General features: G+C 43.9%; 18 protein-coding genes, 1 other RNA gene, 2 pseudogenes and 1 other annotated feature. Of the genes and pseudogenes, 8 read left to right on the top strand and 13 right to left on the bottom strand.

What is annotated here, in order from left to right; translation table 11 throughout:
- Window positions 1-82 precede the first annotated feature (82 nt).
- The gene (locus JFC10_RS10990; protein WP_198332841.1) at window positions 83-2,893 is read left to right on the top strand and encodes a heavy metal translocating P-type ATPase; all 2,811 of its coding nucleotides are present in this window, start codon (window positions 83-85) and stop codon (window positions 2,891-2,893) included.
- Between the two features lie 123 nt (window positions 2,894-3,016).
- Here the strand turns inward: JFC10_RS10990 and JFC10_RS10995 are convergent, their stop codons facing one another.
- Window positions 3,017-3,739: a Bax inhibitor-1/YccA family protein gene (locus JFC10_RS10995; RefSeq protein ID WP_193012950.1), complete on the bottom strand. Its 723-nt coding sequence runs from the start codon at window positions 3,737-3,739 to the stop codon at window positions 3,017-3,019.
- Between the two features lie 284 nt (window positions 3,740-4,023).
- Between JFC10_RS10995 and JFC10_RS11000 the strand changes: the two genes are divergently transcribed.
- Both JFC10_RS11000 and JFC10_RS11005 read left to right on the top strand, forming a co-directional pair.
- Window positions 4,024-5,043, top strand: coding sequence for an NAD(+) kinase (locus JFC10_RS11000; protein WP_193012949.1), 1,020 nt, complete (start codon window positions 4,024-4,026; stop codon window positions 5,041-5,043).
- 68 nt (window positions 5,044-5,111) lie between these two features.
- Window positions 5,112-5,423, top strand: a complete 312-nt coding sequence (locus tag JFC10_RS11005; RefSeq protein ID WP_045451872.1) for a YeaC family protein — start codon at window positions 5,112-5,114, stop codon at window positions 5,421-5,423.
- A 62-nt stretch (window positions 5,424-5,485) separates the two neighbouring features.
- Here JFC10_RS11005 and JFC10_RS11010 read toward each other — a convergent pair whose 3' ends face one another.
- From JFC10_RS11010 to JFC10_RS11030, 5 genes and pseudogenes are all read right to left on the bottom strand, one after another.
- Window positions 5,486-5,860, bottom strand: a complete 375-nt coding sequence (locus JFC10_RS11010; RefSeq protein WP_193012948.1) for a HopJ type III effector protein — start codon at window positions 5,858-5,860, stop codon at window positions 5,486-5,488.
- A gap of 123 nt (window positions 5,861-5,983) precedes the next feature.
- Window positions 5,984-6,151 (bottom strand): annotated as a pseudogene (gene csrA / locus JFC10_RS11015) (carbon storage regulator CsrA); the annotation flags it as partial.
- Between the two features lie 362 nt (window positions 6,152-6,513).
- A complete protein-coding gene (locus JFC10_RS11020) occupies window positions 6,514-7,800 on the bottom strand; it encodes an aspartate kinase (RefSeq protein ID WP_198332842.1) in 1,287 nt (428 codons plus the stop codon).
- A gap of 326 nt (window positions 7,801-8,126) precedes the next feature.
- Window positions 8,127-10,799 (bottom strand): alanine--tRNA ligase, encoded by a 2,673-nt coding sequence (alaS, locus tag JFC10_RS11025; RefSeq protein WP_198332843.1) that lies wholly within the window; start codon window positions 10,797-10,799, stop codon window positions 8,127-8,129.
- Between the two features lie 171 nt (window positions 10,800-10,970).
- On the bottom strand, window positions 10,971-12,776 hold the full coding sequence (locus tag JFC10_RS11030) for a DUF389 domain-containing protein (RefSeq protein ID WP_227685824.1): 1,806 nt from the start codon (window positions 12,774-12,776) through the stop codon (window positions 10,971-10,973).
- A 289-nt stretch (window positions 12,777-13,065) separates the two neighbouring features.
- Between JFC10_RS11030 and JFC10_RS11035 the strand changes: the two genes are divergently transcribed.
- A complete protein-coding gene (locus JFC10_RS11035) occupies window positions 13,066-13,278 on the top strand; it encodes a hypothetical protein (RefSeq protein WP_193012944.1) in 213 nt (70 codons plus the stop codon).
- A 100-nt stretch (window positions 13,279-13,378) separates the two neighbouring features.
- Here the strand turns inward: JFC10_RS11035 and JFC10_RS11040 are convergent, their stop codons facing one another.
- Window positions 13,379-14,743, bottom strand: coding sequence for a L,D-transpeptidase family protein (locus JFC10_RS11040; RefSeq protein WP_227685825.1), 1,365 nt, complete (start codon window positions 14,741-14,743; stop codon window positions 13,379-13,381).
- A 365-nt stretch (window positions 14,744-15,108) separates the two neighbouring features.
- Between JFC10_RS11040 and prmB the strand changes: the two genes are divergently transcribed.
- Complete coding sequence (prmB, locus tag JFC10_RS11045) at window positions 15,109-16,275, top strand: 50S ribosomal protein L3 N(5)-glutamine methyltransferase (RefSeq protein WP_198332845.1); 1,167 nt, start codon at window positions 15,109-15,111, stop codon at window positions 16,273-16,275.
- A gap of 55 nt (window positions 16,276-16,330) precedes the next feature.
- On the top strand, window positions 16,331-17,434 hold the full coding sequence (gene aroC / locus JFC10_RS11050) for a chorismate synthase (protein WP_198332846.1): 1,104 nt from the start codon (window positions 16,331-16,333) through the stop codon (window positions 17,432-17,434).
- A gap of 146 nt (window positions 17,435-17,580) precedes the next feature.
- Here the strand turns inward: aroC and JFC10_RS11055 are convergent, their stop codons facing one another.
- The 4 genes from JFC10_RS11055 to JFC10_RS11070 all read right to left on the bottom strand — a co-directional run bounded on the left by JFC10_RS11055 (window position 17,581) and on the right by JFC10_RS11070 (window position 22,181).
- Complete coding sequence (locus JFC10_RS11055) at window positions 17,581-17,781, bottom strand: hypothetical protein (protein WP_198332847.1); 201 nt, start codon at window positions 17,779-17,781, stop codon at window positions 17,581-17,583.
- 116 nt (window positions 17,782-17,897) lie between these two features.
- A complete protein-coding gene (creC, locus tag JFC10_RS11060) occupies window positions 17,898-19,700 on the bottom strand; it encodes a two-component system sensor histidine kinase CreC (RefSeq protein WP_198332848.1) in 1,803 nt (600 codons plus the stop codon).
- 69 nt (window positions 19,701-19,769) lie between these two features.
- The gene (locus JFC10_RS11065) at window positions 19,770-20,552 is read right to left on the bottom strand and encodes a response regulator (protein ID WP_198332849.1); all 783 of its coding nucleotides are present in this window, start codon (window positions 20,550-20,552) and stop codon (window positions 19,770-19,772) included.
- 285 nt (window positions 20,553-20,837) lie between these two features.
- The gene (locus JFC10_RS11070) at window positions 20,838-22,181 is read right to left on the bottom strand and encodes a glycerophosphodiester phosphodiesterase family protein (RefSeq protein WP_198332850.1); all 1,344 of its coding nucleotides are present in this window, start codon (window positions 22,179-22,181) and stop codon (window positions 20,838-20,840) included.
- 413 nt (window positions 22,182-22,594) lie between these two features.
- Here JFC10_RS11070 and JFC10_RS11075 point away from each other — a divergent pair, with 413 nt between their 5' ends.
- Window positions 22,595-23,266, top strand: coding sequence for an alpha/beta hydrolase (locus JFC10_RS11075; protein ID WP_198332851.1), 672 nt, complete (start codon window positions 22,595-22,597; stop codon window positions 23,264-23,266).
- 85 nt (window positions 23,267-23,351) lie between these two features.
- Window positions 23,352-23,710: a transfer-messenger RNA gene (gene ssrA, locus JFC10_RS11080) on the top strand.
- Window positions 23,711-23,974: 264 nt separating this feature from the next.
- Here ssrA and JFC10_RS11085 read toward each other — a convergent pair.
- Both JFC10_RS11085 and JFC10_RS11090 read right to left on the bottom strand, forming a co-directional pair.
- A pseudogene (locus JFC10_RS11085) lies at window positions 23,975-25,145 on the bottom strand (IS3 family transposase).
- Window positions 24,802-24,918, bottom strand: a sequence feature (AL1L pseudoknot). It overlaps the preceding pseudogene by 117 nt.
- Before the next feature lie 530 nt (window positions 25,146-25,675).
- Window positions 25,676-25,975 (bottom strand): transposase (locus JFC10_RS11090; protein ID WP_198332852.1); only part of this gene is annotated, 300 nt, incomplete at its 5' end.

The raw sequence follows: 25,975 nt of genomic DNA on the forward strand, positions 1-25,975 counted from the left end.
CATTGAGTCTCGTTAATGATAGTAAGTTTATTCAAAGCGAATAAGGTTCGAGCAAACCTGTCTAAAGGAAGTAAGCGCGATTATGTCCAATGTCCCCTCAGCCATGGCCTCGACCACCAGCCATCACTATGAAGATAACTCTATCATCGAAGGTTTAGTACTACCACTCGCAGGTCACTGTTTCCACTGCGGTGATCCTGTACCGCAGCCGCCGTTCCATGCTGAGATATTGGGTAAGTCGCGGGAGATGTGCTGTATGGGCTGTCAGTTAGCCTCTCAAAGCATCGTAGAGGCAGGACTTGAACAGTATTATCTGGATCGCTCAGAGATCAATCGCACGGCAAGTCTACCGACGCAGTTGACTCGCCTTGAGGCCTATGACCATGACGAGATCAAATCACAGTTTGTCTATGCACAAGACGGACTGTCGGTTGCAGAGCTGTCCGTCAATAACCTACGCTGTGCGGCGTGTACTTGGCTAATTGAGTCGCGTCTCGATGAGTTAGAGGGCATCAGTAAATGTCAGGTGAATTTGACCAATCAGCGTATGCGAGTCATATGGAACGAGGATAAGCTGCCAATTAGCCGCATTCTAGCGGTGATTAATGAAATAGGCTATGAAGCCAAGCCCTATCGTCAAGATACGCATGAGGCTATGCTGGCGCGTCATAACAATCAAATGCTCATAAGATTGGGCATCGCCGCTTTAGGTTCAATGCAAGCGATGATGTATGCCGTTGCCATCTATTTTGGTGAATACAGCGACATGCTAATATTTCAGCGCGATTTTTTGCGCTGGGTGTCTTTATTCGTCAGTACGCCCGTTTTCTTTTATGCGGGTGTCCCGTTTTTCACCTCAGCGTGGTCGGCAATTCGTGCGCGGCAGGTGAATATGGATGTGCCCGTCAGTATTGCGCTGATTGTGACCTTTTTCGCCAGCCTATATGCCACCATTACTGGCCAAGGGGAAACCTATTACGATTCGGTCAGCATGTTTATTTTCTTTTTGCTGGCAGGGCGTTACATTGAACATAATGCTCGCCTAAAAGCCGCCACCATGGCCAATGATTTGGTCGTGGTTGAGCCTGTACTGGTACAGAAAGTTGCGGAAGATAAGCAAGCAGCTGAGCTTATATTACAGCAGCTAGAGAAAAATGAGCTGAAAGAAATAGCTGAAAATGAAGACATGAGCAATCAAGTCAGTAATTTGGATACAAATGAGGCGAGCACATCAGCCAATCCGACGCCTAATTTTATGCAAAGCATGGACGCTAACATCCATCAGCTCACATCAAAAATTGCACAAGATTGGCAAAGCGTGCTTACTCAAAAGTCAATCTTATCGACAACAGAGGATAAAGCAAAAGAAAAACAAATGGTCACGGCTCATAGCTTACAAGTGGGTGACATCATTTTAGTTGAGGCTGGCTCTGAAATTATCAGTGATGGTATTTTGCTCAGCTCAACGGCTACTGTCTCACAAAGCCTATTGACGGGTGAGGGCGACTTGATTATCAAGACCCAAGGTGACTATATCGTTGGTGGTGCACAAAACGATAGCCAACCGTTTGAGATGCTGGTAACAGCATTGCCGGCAGACAGCCAAATTGGTTTGATTGATCGGCTGATGAACCGTGCCATGAGTGAAAAGCCAAAACTGGCACAGCAAGCAGATAAGCTGGCTCGTTGGTTTGTCGCCCGCATTTTAGTATTGTCCGTCTTGGTGTTCATTGGCTGGTATATCGTTGACCCAAGCCAAGCTATTTGGGCAACGGTCGCGGTATTGGTCGCTACTTGCCCTTGTGCGCTGTCTTTAGCGACACCGATTGCACTGACGGTAGCGACCAATCGACTGGCAAGCTATGGCTTTTTGACCACCCGTGGACATACGCTACAGACGCTCGCTGAGATAACCCATGTGGCCTTTGATAAAACGGGCACTCTCACTTATGGTAAGCCGAATTTATTAAATATTGAGCTCGTAAAACCTATAAGTCTAAATGAGGGAGACCATTCAGATAATTTCGACAGTTTAGTGCCAGCTGAGCAAAAAGATACACTACTAGCAATCGCTGCCGCCTTAGAAGTGGGCAGCCGCCATCCTATCGCACACGCGCTGCTTACCGCTGCCTATCAGTTGCATTTGCCATCAACGCAGGCCTTACAGCATTATCCAGCAGGGGGCGTCGAGGCAATGATTGATGGCGTATTATATCGAATTGGTCATGTGGATTTTGCGTTGAATGATGCCAATAATGATATGGTCATTGATTTAGTATCACAGCGCGCCAGCTCAGCGGTGGTTTTATCTTGTCAACAAAATGACTTGGTCACTTGGCAAGCGCTGGCATGCTTCTATTTCAATGACAAAGTGCGTGATAGCGCCAAAGCCATGCTCGATACGCTTAAAGAGTTAGGTATTGAGACAGTTATGTTGACTGGTGACCCAAGCCCGCAAGCGCTGGTGTTGGCTGAAAATTTAGGGATGCATTCTGCTTACAACGGTCTGTCGCCAACAGACAAGGTCACTCACATTCAAAAACTACAGGGGGAAGGTGGCGTAGTGCTGATGGTAGGAGACGGTATCAATGATGCGCCGGTGCTAGCAGCAGCAGATGTCTCGACTTCTATTGCAGGTGCGGCAGATTTGGCACAAGTATCGAGTGACAGTATTATCTTAAATGGTCAAATCGACGCTATCACTGATGCCAAACGTATCTCTGATAAAACGGAACGTATTATCAAACAAAACTTTCGCTGGGCACTCATTTATAATGGCTGTGTGCTAATACCAGCAGCGTTAGGTTATGTGCCACCTTGGCTAGCTGCTATTGGTATGTCACTAAGCTCATTGTTTGTGGTATTAAATGCGCTACGCTTAAAGCGTGCTTAGTTTCTCTAAAATGTACTTAATTTAAATAAGCCTACAAAGCTTACCCACAAAAAAACCGCCTTTAACTATATATAAATAGCTAAGGCGGTTTTTTATTTAAATGACGATTAACTGGTTTTTAAATTAGTCTTGTAAGTAACTTAGCAGGCGCATAAATTCAATGTACATCCACACGAGAGTAGCAAGAATACCAATACTAAATAACCATTCGTAGTCTTCAGAGACGCCCATTGCCACACCGCGATCGATATTATCGAAGTCTAGTAATAGCGTGAAAGATGCGATAACAATCACAAACAAGCTAAAGCCGATAGCGATAGCGCCGCCTTCAAATAAGAAAGGTAAGCTTGAACCAAACGCTAAAGAAAGTACCCATTGCGCCACATAAACCAGCATAATCGCAATCAATGCTGAGGTCACAATTGAGCGGAACTTTTCAGTCACCTTGACCAGACCTGAGCGATATAGCCCTAGCATAACGGCTGCCGTTACGAATGTCGCACACATAGCGGTCACTGGTACACTCGGATACATCCGCATAAAGAACAGTGAGATACCGCCTAAAAATATGCCTTCTAAAAGCGCATAAGGGACTGCAAATGTTTTGGCTTTGTGTGGTTTAAAAGTGATAAAAAGCGCGAGACCAAAGGCGGCAAACATACTACCGAATGCAGCCATCGTAATAAAGCCTTGCGACAAACCTGCCATAAGGGCATAAAAGAAAAAGCCCACACCAGTGATAGCAGATAATCCAAGTAATAGACTGGTCTTTTGAATCACGCCTTTGACCGTCATTGGCTTACCGCCGATCGCAAGTTCTGCGCGACTGACAATAGGATTGGCCATAAAGTTGTCCTTAATAAAATATAAATAATAGTGATGTTAGCTACTTTAGCAAAACCGCCATTATTGTCAACTGTGTTTACGTGACAGCCATCAAGGCCTCACGACCTTATAGAGCTATTATTAGTTGATGCATTTTGGCGTATTGCTTAGCTAAACAAACACGTTTGAAGATCACGTATGATGGCTTTTATATGGGGTTGATTACGACAGTTAACAACGATAATTCATAAACATGCTAGTCTAAACGCTCGTTTATCGCTATCATTGCCGAGTACTTTACCGTTATGCCGAGTCGTTTTATGGAAAACTCAGCGCAGTCCGCAAGATTGCCGCACTTACATGAATCAGAGCTGTTCCACGCTATCAAAAACCCTGCTTTTAGGCGCATTGGGCTCATGGGCCGCGCTGGTAAGCGTAGTGTCACTCAAAGCTTGGTGCAAATAGCTCAGACTATCAATGATATGAATCTCACATTGATTATGGATGTGCAGACAGCTCATCTGCCAACCTTAAATCTCACTGAGATCGAAAAAGTCAAAATCGTTAAGCGTAGCTTGATTGGAGAAATTTGTGATTTGGTCATCGTTGTTGGCGGTGATGGCTCGATATTGCACGCGGCTGAAGCGTTGGCACGCTACCGTGTACCTGTGCTCGGCGTCAACCGTGGTCGGCTTGGTTTCTTAGCTGATGTAAAACCTGATGAAGCGGCGTTTAAATTGCGCCAAGTACTGATGGGCGATTATCAGTTGGACCATCGTTTTCTATTAACGATGGAGATACGAGAAGGGCGTACTATCATTCATGAAGACATGGCGCTCAATGATATCGTATTGCATGCGGGAAAATCGGTACATATGATTGATTTTCAGATGAAAATCGATGGTCAAGACGTCTACCGTCAGCATAGCGATGGTTTGATTGCAGCAACGCCTACCGGTTCAACGGCCTATGCACTCTCTGGCGGCGGTCCCATCATTCACCCGAGTATGGATGCTATCTGTTTGGTGCCTATGCATCCCCATACGCTGTCTAGCAGACCGATTGTGGTGAGCGGTAATAGCGAAGTGTGCATTCGCATTCACGAAGACAATCGCACTCAGCCGATGGTCAGTGCCGACGGTAAGCCAAGCGTGCCACTTGAGCAAGAGCAACGGCTCTATATTCGTAAGCATCCAGATAAGCTGACTTTATTGCACCCGCCAGGGTTTGATTTTTATGAAGCTTGTCGCACCAAATTGCACTGGAACGTCCATGCTGAGGAATTCAGTCTTGACGTGGATGATGATATTATGGACGACGAATAAGTGTCTCTGTTATATAAAAAACGTTATATAAAATATGTTATAAAAAATAGTGGTGGAGAGTAGACAGGATGGATAAGCAAACGATATTAGCAAGTTTAACACCAGAAGTGGTTGATAAGTTCCGCATGGCGATTGAGTTGGGTAAGTGGCCTGATGGCCGCAAGCTGACCGCTGAGCAGCGCGAAACCTGTATGCAAGCGGTGATGGTGTGGGAGCACGAGCATCTTCCACCTGCTGAGCGCACAGGCTATATCCATAAGCCAGTCAAAGACGATGGTTCTATCGTTGGGGCTGAATGTGATGTCGAGCATGAGCATCATTATCCTAATATGCCCAACCCTAAAGGGGCAGTACAACCCGTTAAGTTTCGTGATAAATAGTAATTATGCAGCATAAAAAAGGCCACGCTAATCAGCGTGGCCTTTTCTTATTGAATAACTTTTTAAAGCGCCGTCGTATCAACACTAGGACGAACCGTTAATGGATTTTTTTCCATCAAAAATCCTTGCCAGCCCCAATGTAAAAAGTTACGGATATTGGCATGGTCAGTTCCATTAGGGGTTGCTTGAACTTTGGCATAATGCTCGCCGAACAGTTTTAGCGTGTCCAATTGATTCAGACCATGATGCTTGGCAAAGCCAAAGATTTTCGCACTACCTTCATTTTCACCAGCTGCATTATGTACCATTCCATTCACAAACGGGGCAGGTGCATAGCGATAAAAATCATCAATAAAACTGATGACATCATTGAATCCAATGGCTTTTTTATCCAAACCATTAAGTAGAGCCGATACATCTGATTGGCGGATACTCATAAATAAATGACCTCAGAGCAGATTAAAAAAGTGAAAGTATGTAACTTAGCGATTGAAATAGTCTTCGTCATCAAATGAAGGCGCAAAATTGCCTTGCTCAAGATGCTGCATTTGCGACTGTACAGAACGCTCATGCTGAATACGTTGATAAATCTCTTCGCGGTGTACGGCAATATCTTTCGGTGCATTCACACCGATACGTACTTGATTGCCTTTGACACCTAGGACAGTCACACTGACCTCATCACCAATCATTAGCGTTTCGCCCACGCGGCGTGTCAAAATTAACATGCGTCACACTCCTTATGTCGCATCAACAAATTATTACTCATCAGATTACTTCTCAATTGCAGGACATCACCGCAGTACTATAAAGGCAATGTATCAAACAACCACAATGCTTAATGTTGTACCAATAGCGGTAATGATAGGTAGATTCATTTAGCCCAAATGAAAGCCCCATTATAGGGGGCATAATGGAGACTGTCACGGGTTTTCACAAAACTATTGGGTAAATACTTACCCTAGCAATAATAAAAAATAAAAATAGGATCTAAAAAGACCCTATTTTATTTAAGTATTATTTAAAGTCATTAATAGCTGTTAACGGATAACCATAAATGCTAAAGCTATATTTTAACAATTTGTGAGCTTTATAGCCCAGCGATTTTACTTTCACCGTCTTCACGATCCAAACCAAATGCGGTATGTAATGACTTGACCGCTTTTTCTAAATGTTGGTCTTGAATCAGAACAGAGACTTTGATTTCACTGGTTGATATCATTTGGATATTAATGTTGTTTTCAGCAAGGGTTTGGAACATAAGGCTAGCAACGCCTGCGTGTGAACGCATGCCCACACCCACTAATGAGACTTTAACGACTTCGCTATTGCCCAAAATTTCTTTGGCACCAATCTCGTCTTTCACTTCATCATGTAGTACTTTTAAGGTCTTGTCTAAATCACTACGATTGACGGTGAAGGTAAAGTCTGTCGTGCCATTGTCCGAAAGATTTTGTACAATCATATCAATTTCGATATTGGCACGACCAATCGGGCTTAAGATAGCAGAGGCAATACCAGGATGGTCAGGTACACCGCGCACGACTATTTTTGCTTCGTCTCGATTAAAGGCGATACCTGAGATGATTGCCTGTTCCATGTTGTCTCCTTCGTCTATCGTAATTAGGGTGCCGACATTATCTTGAAATTCTTGGTCAAAACTACCATCGGTATTTTCATCAAAGCTAGATAGTACCCGTAAAGGCACACCATATTTACCTGCGAATTCTACCGAACGAATCTGTAGAATCTTAGAGCCAAGGCTTGCCATCTCCAGCATTTCTTCAAAGGTAATTTTTTCAAGTTTTTTGGCTTTTGAGGTGACACGAGGGTCAGTGGTATAAACGCCATCAACATCGGTATAAATCTGACATTCATCAGCACCCAAGGCAGCAGCAATCGCGACACCTGTGGTATCAGAGCCGCCGCGCCCTAATGTGGTTGCATTGCCTTCTTCATCAATACCTTGGAAGCCTGCTACGATGACGACATTGCCTGCATCTAGCTGTTCACGGATATTTTTGTCATCGATACTTTCGATACGGGCTTTATTGTGGGCATTATCAGTCTTAATCGCTACTTGGCGACCAGTAAATGAACGAGCACCCACACCAAGCTCTTTAATCGCCATAGCAAGCAATGAGATAGAAACTTGCTCACCGGTTGAGACCATTTGATCGTATTCACGGGGATCAGGCTGAGTGCTAATTTGGCGCGCCAGATCAATCAAACGGTTGGTTTCGCCACTCATTGCAGAGACGACAACAACTACTTGATGACCGTTGTCATGCCAGCGTTTGACTCGTTTGGCGACGTTTTTGATGCGGTCGATACTGCCCATCGAGGTGCCGCCGTATTTCTGTACTATTAACGCCATAAAAATCTACCTATTATTCGTTAATGGCCTTTTATTATCATCAATGAGCGCCAATATGCGGATGTGACGCTCAATCAATGCTTGTATAGATAAAGCCGTATTATAAGAATTGCGCCCTATGCTTTTTGTTTATGTATTCAGTAGTGCTGAGTAGGTAATACACGCACGATGCATCCAAACGTTGACCTTTATATCATATCTACGTCACAACGTTAAGTGCCCGTAGCGCTTAGATACATGGCGATTGGTTATAGTGGTTATAACCAATCGCGTATCCTATGCGTAGTAGACCAGAGTGATGCTCTGTATTCATGTCTTTTTCAGGATTAGCTAAGCTGAGTTTCAATCCAAGCAGGTAGGGCGTTGATAACCGCGGTACTGTTACCAGACTTTGGCGCGCCGCCTTGTGCGTAATCTGGCTTACCACCACCTTTACCACCAAGCTCACTTGCCAAATGACGAATGATATCACCAGCTTTTATCTTAGCCGTGACCGATTTCGCCACGCTTGCGGCTAGGGCTAACTGGTCATCTTTATCACCAATTAATACAATTACGCTATCAGGCAGTTTTGATTTAATGTCGTCCATTAGCGTACGAATCGATTTGCCATCGATACCGCTTAAGGTGCTAATAAGCACGGGCGTGCCTGCGATGGTCTGTACCTCATCGAGTAAATTGGCTGCTTGGGCGCTGGCGATTTTTTGCTGTAAGCGCTCTAGCTGTTTCTCAAGTTCACGTTGCTTATCCGCCATGGTACGCACACGCTGCGCCACTTCAGGACGTTTTACTTTTAGCTGACTGGCAAGCTCACTCAGTTGTTGTTCGCTTTGTTGAATGTTTTTAATCGCATTTATGCCAGTGACGGCTTCAATACGGCGGATGCCAGCAGCAATACCTGATTCGCTAGTAATTTTTAAGACACCAATATCACCAGTGCGTTGCACGTGAAGACCACCGCACAACTCAATAGAGAAGGGCTTGCGCTGACCATCTACGATACTGTCTGTACCCATCGTCAGTACCCGCACGTCACTGCCATACTTTTCGCCAAACAGTGCCATCGCCCCTTGTTTCATCGCTTCGTCGATAGACATATTCTCGATACGGGCAGGGGTGTTGGCTTGGATTTGCTCATTGACTAAGCGTTCGATACGCGTAATTTCAGCAGTGCTGACGGGCTTGTCATAGGAGAAATCAAAACGTAATACTTCGCTTGATACTAGCGAGCCTTTTTGCGTGACCGCGTCGCCTAATACTTCTCTTAATGCGGCATGCAAGAGATGCGTGGCAGAGTGGTTTTTGGCACTGGCTGCGCGAATACTTGACAAGACTTGCGCATCAGCGGTTTGTTTGGTGTTAATGTCGCCCATGGTCACGACACCATAATGGATGATGGCTTGACCAGATTTTTTGGTGTCTTGCACTTCAAAAACGCCCGTTGCAGTGCGGATTTCGCCAAGCTCACCAACTTGACCACCGCCTTCAGCATAAAACGGTGTACGGTCAAGTACCACGACGCCTTCCATGCCCTCAGCTAAGCTGGCTGCTGGATTGCCATCTTGATACAGCGCATCAATCGTCACGCCTTCTTCTGCAAGCTGCTCATAGCCGACAAAGGTGGTTGGATTTTCTACTTGAATGACGCTGCTATAATCAACATCAAATTTGCCAGCATCACGCGCACGTTCACGCTGCGCTTGCATATGCTCATCAAATTCAGCTTCATCAATGACAATACCACGCTCACGAGTGATATCAGCAGTCAAATCGATCGGGAAACCATAAGTATCGTACAGTTTAAAAGCCGCCTCCCCAGATAGCGTGTCGCCATCTTTTAGACCTTCCAGTTCACTGGCAAGTAAACGTAAACCTTGTGCCAATGTCTTGGCAAACTGAGCTTCTTCTTTTTGAATGGCATTTTCAATGATGCTTTGCTTTTCTATCAGCTCTGGATAGGCACTGCCCATTTCAGCAACCAAGGGTGCGACCATTTTATAGAAAAACTCACTGTCAGCGCCTAGCTTATTACCATGACGTACCGCACGACGAATGATACGGCGCAGTACATAGCCACGACCTTCGTTACTTGGGGTGACGCCATCAGCAATCAAAAAGGCTACTGCGCGAATATGATCGGCGATGACTTTTAATGACGACTGTTGCTGATTCTCAATCTCTAAAATCTCAGCCGCTGCATCCATCAAGTGTACAAACAAATCTATCTCGTAGTTGCTATGGACGCCTTGCATGATGGCACTGATACGCTCAAGACCCATACCAGTATCGACACTAGGTGCAGGCAGTGGCAATAGCGTACCGTCTTTTTGACGGTTAAACTGCATAAAGACACAGTTCCAAATCTCGATATAGCGGTCACCATCTTCTTCAGGTGTGCCCGGCAAACCGCCTTCGATATCGGCCCCATGGTCATAAAAGACTTCGGTACAAGGGCCGCAAGGGCCAGTGTCACCCATGGTCCAAAAGTTATCAGACGCAAAGGGAGCGCCTTTATTATCGCCAATACGGATAATGCGCTCGCTAGGAATACCGATGTCTTTATGCCAAATCTCAAAGGCTTCGTCATCGGTCTCGTAAATGGTCACATACAAGCGATTTTTATCGATTGCTAGCCATTCATCTGAGGTCAAAAACTCCCAAATATAGCCAATACCGGCTTGCTTAAAATAATCGCCAAATGAGAAGTTGCCTAGCATCTCAAAGAACGTATGATGACGCGCTGTATAGCCAACATTGTCCAAATCGTTATGCTTGCCGCCTGCTCTTACGCATTTTTGTGAGGTCACAGCACGGGTGTAATCACGTGGCTCCATGCCCAAAAAAGTTTCTTTAAATTGATTCATACCTGCATTGGTAAACAGCAATGTCGGGTCATTGTGTGGAATCAAACTAGAGGATGGGACGGGGGTATGCTGCTTGCTTATGAAAAAATCTATAAAAGCTTGGCGAATATCGGCTGAGCGAAATGGCTGGCTCACAGCGGCTCCTTACTGACGGATAGAATTGAATAGATAAAGTAAAATAATTTTGCAAGCGATTTTAGCACAAACGCCCAAGCTCTTGGTACAAGAGTTACAACTGCTAGGTTATTCTGCGCATGTAGATGGTCGATGAATTTGTAGCGTATCAAAGCCAGTGGGTCAAAAAAGCTAATTGCTCAAAATCGCCGCATCGGTCTTATCCAGCTTATCTTGCCTCAATGGGTTGGACTCAATCACTTGTACTGGCAAGTAGCGTAGCTGTAGCTTAATGGGCAAATACTCAGGAAAATTCTCTGCCATATCTTGGGTAATGACGGTTTCGATTTGCTGTACATCGTATGAGGTAGGCGTCGTCTCTCCGCGAACGACTGCACGTACGACTTGATTTTCTTCTGAGGTATCAAACTGAGTATTGGTCAGCACGTTACCCTTATCGATAAAGTAACTATTGATGGCTTCTTTTACGCTACTCTCAAAAACTTGTTGTTTGGCGTTGGTTTGTAGATTGATGGACAAATACGTCCCTAAGCCACCTAACAATAATAACGTCACCGCATTGCGCCGCAAAAAGGTTAAATAGGTGCTTGATTTATAATCGTCATCGACCAAGCGGCGAAAGCCTAATAACCAAAGTACTAAAGCATTGGTAAACTGAATCGCAATAATATTGGTTAGCGCAAGTAGCAGTGCTCCAAGTCCAAGCTGCATCTCGCCATTGGCAAATAAAATACCACTAGCGGCAAGAGGTGGTACTAATGCAGTGGCCACGGCCACGCCGACCACTGCCACCGATAGATGCGGTGAAACCATCGCATAAGCACCAGCAGTACCCCCTGCGAGCGCAATCATCAGATCCATAGATGTTGGCTGAGTGCGTGACAATATCTCTGCCGTTAATGGCTGATCTTTGTGTAACCAGCCGACGATGAAACCAACCAATATCACCAATGATATACCGACGATAACTGTAAGCAGTGATTTACGCAGCAATGGCATACGATGATCAATAATCGCTAATGCTATACCAGTGATAGGGCCTAGCATCATTGCAACCAACATGGCGCCAATCACTACGGCAGCAGAATTGGTCACTAGCCCATAACTGGCGATGATGGCAGAAAGTATATTCATAATGAAATACATTTTACTAGGCAGAGCGTTGGCCTCGATTCTGACTCGTACTTCTGGATAGTCTACCTTTTGATTGCTAAACTGCTCGGCAACAAATTGCTTGTAAGACTCCAATTTTGCTTCTTTTTGTTCTTGAATGTCGTCTTCTGGATCTTCCTGATTATCTGCTTTATCTCTCACAGTATTTTTTACAGAATTATCCTTATTTTGCGGCGTGTCGGGCTGTTCATCAATTGAGAGTTGTCTTGCTTTATTGTTATGTTCTTTGCTCTCTTGCTGATGGTTATCAGAGATAGAACAAGTATTCGCTGATGGTTCAATAGTTTGTTTTGCAGAATTATGCTGTGTATCAGAGGGGTTAAGAACATCTGCCTCTACCGTTACTTCAGCGTCAGCATCCTCTTGAGAAGCTCGTTCTGTAACATTATCTGCTTCTGCTTGAAAATGTTCTGATGATAAATTTTCAAGAGTTTTATGATGAGGCGCTGCTGTCGATTTTAACGCTTCATTAAATGGTGGTGTCTCAAGCTCATTTATGTCGGGCTCATTGTTGTCGGGTTTAGCGGTTTCTAACGTTGCAACGACCTCGTCAGCACCAATTGACTTTATTGCTATTGTCGTTTCTGGAGGCTGCGCACAATCCATATTCTCGACACAGTCATTTTCATCGTGAGTCTCTGAGTTTTTTAAAGACTCCGTATTTTCCACAGTGCTATCTAGCACAGAGCCATCAGCCGCAGTATTGTCAGTTAGAGCCGCTTTTTTGTCTGGATAATTGGCTGTGCCTGAGGCATCTTCTATAACTAAAGAGTCCTTAGAGGGATTTTTTTCGGATGAGGTCATGGCAGCTAGCTTTCTTAAAGAATAAAAGAAAGTCATTATTGTAATGATAAAAAGAGGACAACGTATGGTTTTTTTGCGACTAAATAGAGAGCAGAGTGAGTAAATAGCAATGCTTAAAACGGTGAAATTCAGGATAGTTAGATAACGACAATAAAACCATAACTATGTCAGGGTTTTATTGCTTCGTCACTTAATATCACTGGCTTGCAGGTCTATATTAAATACTTACTTTCTTTGTGGGTTTAGTGTATAAAGGTACTATATCCACAATAAAAATGAGGAATAAGTTATGAACTGGCCATTATTCTCTGTCATCTACGCAATGGCGGCAACCGTTACTATTGGTATCTTTATGATTGGCGCCTTAGTTACAGGTTTTAATGAAATATCTCATATCCAAATAGCGGTAATGTTGGGCTTTTTGGTGTCTATCCCTGCAGGTATGTTTTTTACCAAAAAAATCGGTAGCATTACTGGTAATGAAGAAAGCTATAAAGCATAAAAGCTAGAAGGGTTGTCGCTTTCAAACAATAAGTCTGATAGTCGGTCATAAAAAAAGACCTTGATAGCAAGGTCTTTTTTTATTCATCATTCATGACTTATTATTTAAGCTCAACGGTCGCGCCATTTTCGATATTGGCATAAACCTCTAACACATCCCAGTTGGTCAAACGCACACAACCTGCAGAGGCTTGACGGCTAATTCCTTCAGGTTTTGGTGAGCCATGTAGGCCATATGACGGTTTAGACAAGCCCATCCATACGACTCCGACAGGGCTGTTTGGGCCTGGTGGTAGCATATGTACTTGTTTATCTGCGCCTTTACCAACTGTCGCTTTGTACCACGGCATTTTCACTTTATTAATGATTTTAAAGGTGCCTTGTGGTGATGGCGTTGCGTCACTACCAATGGTGGTTGGGTAAGTGGCAACCAGTTTATCGCCGTTATACGCATATAAAGTCTTATCGGCTTTATTGGCAACCACACGGTTAATGCGCTGATTAAGCGGTGCGCGGGTATTTAAAACGGTGATGGTTTCGCCCGCTTTATACTGCTTGTTTTTATTCAACTTATCTAAATAACGCACATCCATATGGAAGCGCTCACCAAACATCTCTTTAATATCTTGATAGTATAAGCCTTTCATCTTCGACTTGGCTTCTGCACCAGCAGGTGTGGTGGCAAAATTGGTCTTGATATCGTCTTCAGTGATGGTGTATGTCACAAGCACAGGTTTATTAGCTGGGATATTTTTATTTAAAGCATCCCATGTTTTTTGGTCCATTTTGCCCGTTGCTGGTAAGCCTTTCATGGTTTGAAAGTTGATCAGTGCTTTTTTACTGTTCATACCCCAACCGCCATCGATAGCGCCAGGTGAAGCATGGTTCCAATCGAGCAATGCCTGCATTTTAATCGTCATTGCCGAGTTAACTTTCATATTCGGTGTCCATGTGGCACCGTTTACTTGTTTGGCGTAATTCGACAAATTCAGCGTGGTATGTTTTTTACCATCAACATCTTCGATGCTTTTGATAGAAGTATCAGCTGGACGAGCCTCAGATAGAGTGGCGGTAGGGGCAGCGACGGCTTGACCTTCACTAATATCGTCAGTAATATCAGACTGCACATCTTTACGAGCCAATTCTTCTACTGTCATATTATCAGCACTGACTTCTTGTTGTGCTGTTTCTACGTCGATTTCCTGTTTTTCGTCAATCAGCTGAGTCATACGGTCAGGTGAATTAGACTTTAAGGCAGGCGTGGCTACTACAGGAGCACGATCATCGATTGAGCTGCTACGGTTCTCTTGTATATCAAGGCTAACCTTTTTGGCAATACTGGGCATAGAATTAGCCGTACGTACTGGCAATGTGCGAGTCTCATCAGCAGGGGCAGCCGTTGCGCTAACACTGGCACTGGCGACAGCGATAGATATTGCAGTAATAATTGGCTTTATTTTCATCATATTGAGTCACTTGTGGTTGCTACTAATGCGGCTATTATGCGCATAATTTGCATGCTTCGCAAACTTTCGACACATCTTTTTTCATTAAAGTCTTGCCAAACGTCAACCGTTGACGTATTCACTACAGTTTGGCAATAACTGAGCGAGGGTGTGTATAAGATGATGCGCCATTCTTACTTAAAATTCCTACTATCCACGTTGTTTTTAGAAGCATTTTTATAAACATAAAAGTGCAAATATTGGCGCAGCTTAGCGTTTATGTCTATAATGGTGAATAAATTTTTATTTAATAGATCGGCTTTTAACAAAAGGCGTTTTAACCCATCCGCATGTAGTCAGTGAACATGTAATCAGCAAGGTGCGATATGTCAGAAGACCAAACAATGAGCGCAGAAGAATTTCAACATCAATACTTCAATGACGATGGTGTAGAGGGTGAGATGGCGTTTGATTTAGAGAGTGGAATTCTTGGTGAAGACGATCAATTTGCCAATTTACCTGCAGAGTTAGAAGAAGCCCGCGAGCAGTTGGTTAGTATTCGTGATTTTATTCGCTTTTCGGTCACCCAGCTCCGTAATTATGATGTGGTCGTTGCACAAGGCACCACCGATGAGTTTGCTGAAGCATCTGCCATTGTCTTGCATTCTTTGGCTTTAGATTGGTCAGCCAATGAGCAGATTCTCGATTGTCGCTTAACCAACTCAGAGAAGCAGTTAGTACTGAGTTTGTTAGAAGAGCGTATCGCTGAGCGTAAGCCATTAAGTTATTTGATTAACTTGTCATACTTCTGTGATTTGCCTTTTTATGTCGATGAGCGTGTGCTAATTCCAAGATCACCTATCGCAGAATTGATTCGTCAGCAGTTCCATCCGTATTTTGATGTCAATGAGCTTGCCAAGCCACTTGGTACGAGCGTCAACGAGCAGGCTGCTACGTTTTACGATCACGGTTTAGAGGTCAAGCAGCTGTCGCAGCCTGAGCGTATTTTAGATTTATGTACTGGCTCTGGTTGTATTGCTATTGCGCTTGCGACGCGTTTTGTCGATGCGCTGGTTGATGCCGTCGATATTGATAAAGGCGCACTCGAAGTAGCCATGGTTAACGTCGATCATCATGATCTTGGTCATCAGGTGAATGTGATTGAGTCCGATCTGTTTGCTAAGCTTCCTGCTGAACACCAGTATGAGTTGATTGTTACCAATCCGCCGTATGTCGATGCTGCCATCATGGCAGAGCTGCCCCCTGAATTTTTATACGAGCCAGAGCATGCGCTAGCCGCAGGTCAAGATGGACTGGACTTGGTACATCGCATTCTTTTTGAAGCGCCAGATTATCTAAGCCCAGAAGGCTTGCTTATCTGCGAAGTGGGCGATAGCGAATGGGCGTTAAAGCAAGCCTATCCTGAAATCCAGTTTGACTGGTTGAAATTTGCCCACGGTGGTCACGGTGTCTTTGCGATTACCTATGATGAGCTCATGGCGCATCGTGAGCTGTTCAATGCCTATGTACAGCTATTAGATAGCATTCAATAGAGTATCGAGATTTACGCTATAATCAAAAATCGACTTCATTTGTTTAAGGATAAATATGGCAGGCAATAGCATTGGACAGGTTTTTACGGTCACGACGTGTGGTGAGTCACATGGTGCAGGTCTTATGGCAATCGTCGATGGTGTGCCGCCCGGCTTAGCCTTATCCGCAGAAGACTTACAGATAGATTTAGACCGTCGTAAACCTGGGTCATCGAAGTATTCGACCCAGCGCCGCGAATCTGATGAAGTTGAGATTATCTCTGGTGTGTTTGAGGGTAGGACGACTGGCACGTCTATTGGCCTGCTGATTCGCAATACCAATCAAAAATCCAAAGATTATAGCGAAATTAAAGACACGTTTCGCCCCGGTCACGCCGATTATACTTATAGCATGAAGTATGGCTTTCGTGATTATCGTGGTGGTGGGCGCTCCTCAGCGCGTGAGACGGCGATGCGAGTGGCGGCAGGTGCTATCGCTAAGAAATATCTACAAGAGCGCTTAGGGGTGCAAGTCCGTGGTCACGTCACGCAAATTGGCAATGAGTACAGTAATGTCCTAGAACCTAGCCAAATTGATTGGGAATTTGTGAATAGCAATCCATTTTTTTGCGCGGATGCCGATGCTGTCATTCGTTTTGAGTCTTTGATAGATAGCTTACGCCGTGAAGGCACTAGCTGCGGAGCACGTTTAGAGATTATTGCCAGTGGTGTACCCGTTGGACTGGGTGAGCCGGTATTTGATCGTTTAGATGCTGATATTGCCCATGCGATGATGAGTATCAATGCCGTAAAAGGAGTCGAGATCGGCGACGGAATGGCAGTGGCAGGACAGTTCGGTCATAGCTCTCGTGATGAGCTGATGCCAGACGGTTTTACTGCCAATCATGCTGGTGGTATTTTGGGTGGCATCTCGTCAGGGCAAGATATCCGTGTCAGTATTGCGCTTAAGCCAACCTCTAGTATTACTACGGCTGGCAAGAGTATCAACACACAAGGGGAGTCGGTTGATATGCTCACCAAAGGTCGTCATGACCCTTGCGTTGGTGTACGTGCCACGCCTATCGCAGAGGCCATGCTGGCTATTGTCTTGCTCGATCATTATTTGCGCCATCGCGGTCAAAATGCGGATGTGAAGCAGCCGATAGCATCTATTACGTAGATGAATATTTAAAAAATATATCGTAGATTTATCAGCCCTTGGTTGTTTCCAATATTCTTATTAGAAACGACAAAGGGCTTTTTTGTGGACGATTAAAAAATGAGTGATTTAATAAATAAGGCACATTCAGCAAACTAATAATAGTCTTAGGCAGCTACTTGGTAGTGGTCAACAGCCACACATTGCTGATGACGAAATACCAATAGTAGTTGTTGGCTGGGAATGGCTAGCCAATGCCCAAAAGCGATACTCTCAATGCCTTCATGTGACAGTGCTTGTAGGCAAAAATGACGACTACCGCCTAAGCAGTTTTCTATAATTTGATTTTGAGTAAGCAAGCTTGGCATAGATTTCCTATCCTTAATATTGGTTACGAATTTGAATAACGCTATCGTAAAACAAGTAGATAGAAAACCTGTGTAGGAATGATGGAAAATTCATGAACTGGCATAGATGTTGATTTTTAAGCCAATGGTAGGGTTAAGCTAACCATGACACCAGAACGCTGATTCTTATCAGTACCAATTTTATCGTTATCAGCATGGACGTTATTAATAGTTACCTGACCTCCATGATGCTCAATCACTTGTTTAACAAGGGTTAAGCCAAGGCCAGTACCTTTTTTTAGGGTATTACTAGACATGTTAGGCTGTGTTTGCCTAGTATCGGACATTGAGTTTTCGTCTTCTGAGAATTTTGAGAAATGCTCTGATGTATTGTCAGTAGCTTGACTCTGATGCGACAAGCTGAAATAACGGTCAAACGCTTTATCAACGGCATAATCAGGTAATAATTTACCATTATTAAATATATTGATAGTGACGGTTTGCGCTGAACTATTTTTCGCGATGCTTTGCAGATAAATGGCGACTGTGCTATCGGCAAAATGAATGGCGTTATCTAATACATTTTGCAGCACCTGTACTAACCAAAACTGGTCAGCGAAAACGCTGGTATTTGCTAAGATATCTGGCGATAAAAGGGTTTTTTCAGTAACCGGTTTTTCATCAAGATAGATGTCGATAGGCGCTAGGTGCTGCTGTTGCAATTTAGCGCTATTGTCTTTTGCAAGGGTTTGTAACAACGGTAGTAGGGGGGTCAGCTGCCGATTCAGCTTAAAAGTCGGTTGCTCAACTTTGGCAAGTAATAGCAGCCGATCAATCAATTGCTGCATTTTGATACTTTGTTCACCAATGGACTGTATGAGCATCTGTTGATCCTCTTCATCAAGTCCATTGTCTTCTAGTAGCTCACTACTGGCACGAATGGCGGTTAAAGGGCTTTTGAGCTCATGGGTTAAGGTATGAACATAGTCAGTAACATAGGCGCGATTTTCCAATCGATGTTTCATAGATTCAATGGTATCTGTTAGGCTATTAAGCTCATGACCTAAGTAAAAATAAGGTTTTTTGGTGTCTTCTGCCAGCGCACTGGTATATTGGATAACCAAAGTAATGCTTTGCTTAAGCCACCATGCGACCAGTCCTGCTAATATAAGGGCAGCGATACTCATGAGCAGCGCTGTGATAAGCATGCGATTGCGTGTATTGTCCAAATAAGGCAACACGCTAGCCACAGGCTTGCCGATGCTAACGATACCAATCAGATTGCCAGCGTCATCCTTTATCGGCTGCGCCACATACATGACCGTACCATCGCGCTGATTATGATCTCGCGTCGTGCTTCTGGCGCCATACTGACCATTTAAGGTTAAATAGACATCGTTCCAGCGGCTGTAATCTTGTCCTTCATCATTGTCCGGTTCGGGCATAGAGTCGTATATGACTATGCCTTTATCATCGGTGACGTATATCCGAAAGCTGCTATAGTTTTTGTTTTTATATTCTGGCTCTTGAGTGTCATCCATTGTTGGTATACCGATGAATGCCGTATCAAGCCTTTTTTGATAGGCATCATCGTATAGCTGCCCTGAAGACAGTGGTATCTGTAAACTTGCCGCCAGTAATTTGCTGGTATCTAACAACGTATCTTCGATGACTTGCTGCGCTGTCGGTTTGACATAACCAAACAGCTGAGTAAATGCGACCACACCGCAGATAATCAGTACTAACGCCAACGCGAGCCAAATTCTAAAAAAAATACTCAAATTCAGCAGTCGTTTTGTTTTAGTCGTTTGCTGCGCGGTGCCGATAGGATGCAGTTTTGCATACCAATTACTTTGGCTGGCATGAGTGCTGCTGTCAGCCTTATTATTAATATCAGTATTAGGATGACTGTCAGCGCTATCGTTGGTTTTATGATTCATGTTTTTAGGTATATTATTTGACGTTATAGAAGGTCGATTTTAAGCAAAATATGGCTAAGTAAATTGTGGCTAGGCGGGGCACAAGGCGTAACCCAAGCCGCGATGGGTATGGATGACATCGATGCTGGCATCAACAGTGGCTAGTTGCTTACGAATGGACTTGATATGACTGTCTATGGTTCTCGCCAAGCGATGATCGGGATAGTCGCTTACAGCGCTCAGCAGTTGCTCACGGCTAAAGACTTGATTGGGGGCTTTTAACAAGGTCAATAAGATGTTGCGTTCGGTGTTACTAAGCTCAAGCTTCTGCTCTTGCCACATTAACGAGTAATTAAGCGGTTGGTAGTGCCAGATGCCAGACTGACATTCAAACGTTAAGGCTTGCCCCGACATGGTATTCGAAGAGGCAGTATTTGCTGTATCGTTTGCCTCTGTTGTATGGGAGGTGGGCGACTGAGACAATAATTGCTCACGTCGCCAAATGGCTTTTAGACGGGCAACCAACTCGCGTGGGCTAAAAGGCTTGGCACAATAGTCATCGCCGCCCATCTCTAAACCCAAAATTCTATCGACCTCGTCGCTACGTGCGGTCAAGAAGATGATAGGAATGTCTTTTAAGCCATCAATGTCAGGAGTGTGGCGTATTTGTTGGCAGAGACTGAGGCCATCACCATCTGGTAACCCAACATCCAAAATAATCGCTGATAGATCTTGTGCTTCAGCACTATGCAGCATTGGTAATACGCTGCTTGCATTATCGAGCCAAGTGATTTGCCAGCCCTCGCGCTTGCAAGTAACCTTGAGTGACATCGCGATAGCAGGATCGTCTTCTACCAGTAAAATATGGGTCATAGTCTCTATATCATCTTATAAGCTTAGAAAATTATCGTAGCACAAAATAGCAGATTGCTTTTGCTGACATGAGTCAAATGGTGTGAAAAGTTGATGAAAAAGTGGGGTGCTAAGTAGACAGTTTATGATGTAATCACCTTAATATGCTCAATAAAAAAGGCCAGCTCAATGAAAGAGCTGGCCTTAGTGTTAAAGAATGAGTGTGATATATAATATTATTCTCAAAAACTAGAGTAGCGATGAAAAAAAATGTAGTGAATACATGTTAATAGACTAAGTGAGAAATTATTTAATACCTTTGCAGTTGGCATAGTAGCTCACCGTAGCGGGCCAATCTGAAAAAATGCCTTGGACACCGACGTCCTGCGCTAGTACGTCAATATAATTCATCATATCACCGTCATTGTTGATGGCATCGCCAAGACCGCTATAGTACCAATCACCGCCATCTGCTAATGGCCCTGAACGCTCTATCGACCACGTAATAATTTTTAGATCATTGGCTTTGGCTTGTTTTGCGTACTCTGAAGGCAACATTTTACCATGACCGTCAGTAGTGACTAATAACCAAAGTGCTGGTGCAATGGTGTTGATGCCGCGTGCTTTGATATCAGCCAATGAATGCTTCCAAGTGGTTGCGTCGTTTTTATCAAATGTTTTATCCTTAGCAGTCTCATTGCTGTCATCGATCAGATAGACGGCATTAGCCCCATAAGCTGGCTCGTTTTTGATCCAGTAATCAAGATCTTCTATATTGAATGACTGTGCAAAGACATCGCTTGCAGATACGTTGGCTGCCTTATAAGTGTCTATCAGCTGTTGGCGGTAATCGTCTAAACGATAGCCATTGAATGGCATATTCACTGCGGGCGCTTTTAGTTCAGGCGTGTGTTTCATACCCAGTTGGCGTGCCAATGCGATATGTTCTTTCAAAGTCAGTACCTTACCGTTTTGTGAGTACAAGTCCGTTCGCCAAGGCGCAGTCGCATTCATATACTCGCTAATGCTGGTTGCTTTTTTATTGGCAGCATCCATTTTACCCGTCAAGGTTTTGAATTGAGCGGCGCTGATATCTGATGTGCGACATTCGATACTGTCGGCATTGGTAAGTTTACCCTGAGCATCCAATACAGGCGGTACGGTGCATTGCTTGGCCAGTGGTGTAGTCAAAATATTAGTGGTAGTGTGCAAATCATTTTGAGCATGACGACAGACAAGCTCTCCATCATTGGTGAAAGCGACATCACATTCCAAGATGCCAGCACCCATTTGAGCTGAAGCCACGTAGCTGTCATAAGTATGTTCAGGCAGTTGTAATGGCGCACCTCGATGAGCAATAGAAAAATCTGTTTTACTTGGCAATTGCGCTTTGCAAGCCTGTAGCTCTTCTTTTAGTGGACTCTCATCCATATCGTTTATCAGATAAAACGGGCGTACCCCATAGCTATATGCGAGAGGTGAGGATGATTGTGCTGTCGATGCAGTGGCTTTTGATGTGAGCGTTGAACGGCTATCTGTAGCGCAGCCTACTATCAATAATGAGCTGATGAGAGTCAAAGGTAAGGTAACATTAATCGTACTTAGTGTGCCTTTATACAGCTCAAGCGCTGATTTATTAAAAATTGTCATGTAAAATGTTCCTGCAAAATTATAAAAAAATCCCATTGGTGGTATCAATAGGGATCAAAAAATGGTTGCTTGATATTTGATTGTTGCTTGGTACTTGGTACTTGCTAAAAGTAGCTAGAGGTCGCGTACGTATTTGTAAGAGCTTAGAACTAATGTGGACATAATTGTAGGCGCGTGTGCGACGCAATAGACAGCTGACTGTATCTAAGCTTGATAGTATTGAGCTTATCGGTCATAAGATCATATGTGCCTTTTTATGTTGTTCAAATTTTTGCTATTGTCCGTTCAGTACTTCATTATTGACCACGCGCCCAATCTAACAGATGATATTGACCATATAATGACACCCACGTTATTTTGGCAAAAATATAGAAATGCTTAGGGCATATCTCACTACAGTATTAAGGATAACTATGAGTAATTATTTAGACGCAGTCGTCGTTGAACACAACCCATCTCAAAAGAAGATAGATCGCGCGGTGATTTGGCTGCATGGCTTAGGCGCTAGTGGTCATGACTTTGAGCCAGTCGTACCTCAACTAGGCTTGGCTGAGGATATGGCTGTGCGTTTTATCTTCCCACATGCACCTAAACGCCCAGTGACAGTAAATGGCGGCATGGTGATGCCAGCATGGTACGATATCATAGAGATGAGTTTAGAGCGGAAGGTAGATGTCGCTCAAATTGAAGAGTCTTCTCAGCAGATACAAGATTTGATTAGTCGCGAGATTGAGCGCGGCGTGTCACCAGAGCATATCGTCATTGCAGGATTTTCACAGGGCGGGGCAGTCGCGTATCACGTGGCACTCGGCTATCCAAAACGTTTGGCTGGCTTGATGACACTCTCTACGTACTTGGCAACTAATGATAATATCGAGTATAGTGCTGCCAATAAAGACATGCCAATTTTGATTGAGCATGGCACCCATGACCCAGTCGTACCTGTTATCTTGGGCGAGCAAGCGCAGCAGTTATTGTCAGCGAAGGGTTATAATGTCACTTATCATACTTATCCGATGGCGCATCAAGTTTGTATGCCGCAGATTCAAAACATCGGTAAGTGGCTAAATAAAGTACTGGCTTAGAGGGTTGAGCTGTAACGTAATGTAATACAGATATTATATAGGTTGAAAATTGACGTATAAGTCCTATATAATAGTCGACCTTATTGGGGATGTTCTGGCTTCGACGCTGGTAATGAAACTCAATGATGCATGTCGAGAGTGTATGTCCTCTCGTTAATCAAACATATATTGTTATAGTCGCAAACGACGAAACTTACGCTCTAGCAGCTTAAACCCTGCTTACTTGGTTGCTGATCACCTACAGTTGGTCAACTAAGTTGAAGCGTCCGCATGTAGGCTCGCCACAAGTGATTGTCTCAATCGCTTGGGTTCAAAAGTAGAGAATCGTCCAATCCATCCTGACTGTCGGATCGGTGCGGATTAAAACTAAAGACAGAAACTAAACATGTAGATTCATGAGCGTAATGCTGGCGGACGCGGGTTCAACTCCCGCCATCTCCACCAAATATTAAAAATCCGATCACTTAATGTGGTCGGATTTTTTTTGGTTGAATTTTAAATATAGATAATTAATAGACAGTTAAGATAGAAATTAAAAAGGGCACTCTACAGGTTCTTCATTAGCGAAAAAAGTTATTTCATAGTTATAGGTATCATTAACACAAATTTTTGCTTCATTGACAGTGTCAAATCGTTCTGCTGTCATAGCAATAGAGGTAGTAAAGTCTATGAACCGCCCCGACTTTATCGGAGGGTGATTTACTTGAGTCAGGCAGCTTCACCTAACAGATTAAGATTATCATAATACCGCTTTTCAAACTCAAAGGGTGACACATAACCAATCGTGCTGTGCAAACGGGTTGTATTGAACCAGTCCACCCATTCAAGGGTTGCCAGTTCAACATCGTTAACACCATTCCAGCTCTTCTTTAAATAATGAATCACCTCAGACTTGTACAGTCCATTAACCGTTTCAGCTAAGGCATTGTCGTATGAATCGCCAGTCGTGCCCACCGAGGCGATAATACGAGAGTCCGTTATCCTAGAAGTGTAGCGAATGGATAAATACTGTACCCCTCGATCACTATGATGAATCACATCTTTGGGGTTGTTTCTATCTGCTATCGCCTGATTTAACGCTGCCATCACCATATCGGTATTCATACGATTAGATACTTTCCAGCCGACAATAACTCGTGCAAATACATCAATAATAAAAGCAGTATATACCCAGCCGCTCAATGTCTTGATATAAGTAAAATCTGCAACCCAAAGCTGATTAGGACGCTGAGCGCTAAAGTTACGATTAACCAAGTCACCAGCCCTTTGCTGGTCATTACGCTGTTGGTAGTAATCTTACTCTTGCCACGCCAAACGCCTTGTAAGCCATAATGTCTCATTAATCGCTCAGCAGTACATCGAGCGACTTTTATGCCATCCGTTATCATCTGCTGCCAGACTTTACGGGCACCATAGCGGCATTTGCTATTCTGCCAGATGCGTCTGATTTCACTGATGTAGAAGTCGTCATGCCACTGACGCTGTGAACGCCTTTCTGGGTTGTCGCTTAAATCTTTAGCGCGATAGTAAGTCGATGGGGCAATCGGTAGTACTTGACAGATTGGCTCGATCCCGTAATTGTTTTTATGGTCATCAATAAAGTCGACCATTACTTGGGTGGACGGCCCGTCTCCGCCTGGGCGAAAAAAGCAGCAGCCTTGCGTATTATCTCGTTGGCTTGCTTGAGCTCTCTGCATTCGCGTTCAAGCTCTTTGATACGCTGCTCTTGGCTTTGCGCTTGCACTGAGGCAGGAATGGTTTGGTCTATGTGCTTTTTATGCCATGAGCGCAGGGTTTCAGGCGTGCAGCCAATCTTAGGGGCAATGGCTTGAATAGCTGACCAATTGGATGGATAATCGCATGCTGCTTCAATCAGCATGCGAACGGCGCGTTCTTTAATTTCGGGAGTGTAGGTTTATCTTTTCATTGTCGTATTCTCTTAGAGTATTTAGTCTCCGACAATCCCAGGGCGGTTCAGTATGTGATGTTAGTGATTGCTTAGAAGAAAGAAATAGTCCGGTAAAAAGGTGAACAATCAGTTTTGTCATCAAAATATTTGATTAAAATAAAAATTGACACAATAAGAAAAAGGCTTCCAATTGCTTGGAAGCCTTTTAATGTAATGGTACCCGGAGCCGGAACGGTTAATTGTTGTTAAGTGTTTGATGTATATAGATAAATATTTAAATATATATTTTAGTACACTTGTGAGTATACTTTAGATTTGTTTTTCAGTTTTATAATTTAATAGTAACTAAATATTATCGCTTGACTAGTTTTTAGTATAACAGAAGCTATAAACGTAATCTGGAAAGGCAGAAGCCGTTGCTAGACTTACAACAAGTGTGAGGTTAACCTGAAGCATCGTCCTTATCTACGAGACCATCCCAGATTCTGTGTAACTGCCATTTAGATTAAATGCTTACTAATACGATCATCAAACATAATCATAAAGCGATTAAGAGCAGACGTCCAGTTACGGATCGGCATTGACCACTTTTTGGATGCCTGCTGGGTGGCTAAGTACACCACCTTGAATGCCGCCTGATCAGACGGGAACACCTTACGCTTATTCACCGCCGTTCGAATCACACTGTTTAGCGACTCTATCGCATTGGTGGTATAAATCACTTTTCTGATGTCTTTCGGGTACTCAAAGAACACCGTTAAGCCCTCCCAGTTATTGCGCCAAGACTTGATGACATGCGG

Origin of the sequence: Psychrobacter aquimaris (assembly GCF_016107525.1) — a bacterium.
Classification (GTDB): Bacteria; Pseudomonadota; Gammaproteobacteria; order Pseudomonadales; family Moraxellaceae; genus Psychrobacter; species Psychrobacter aquimaris.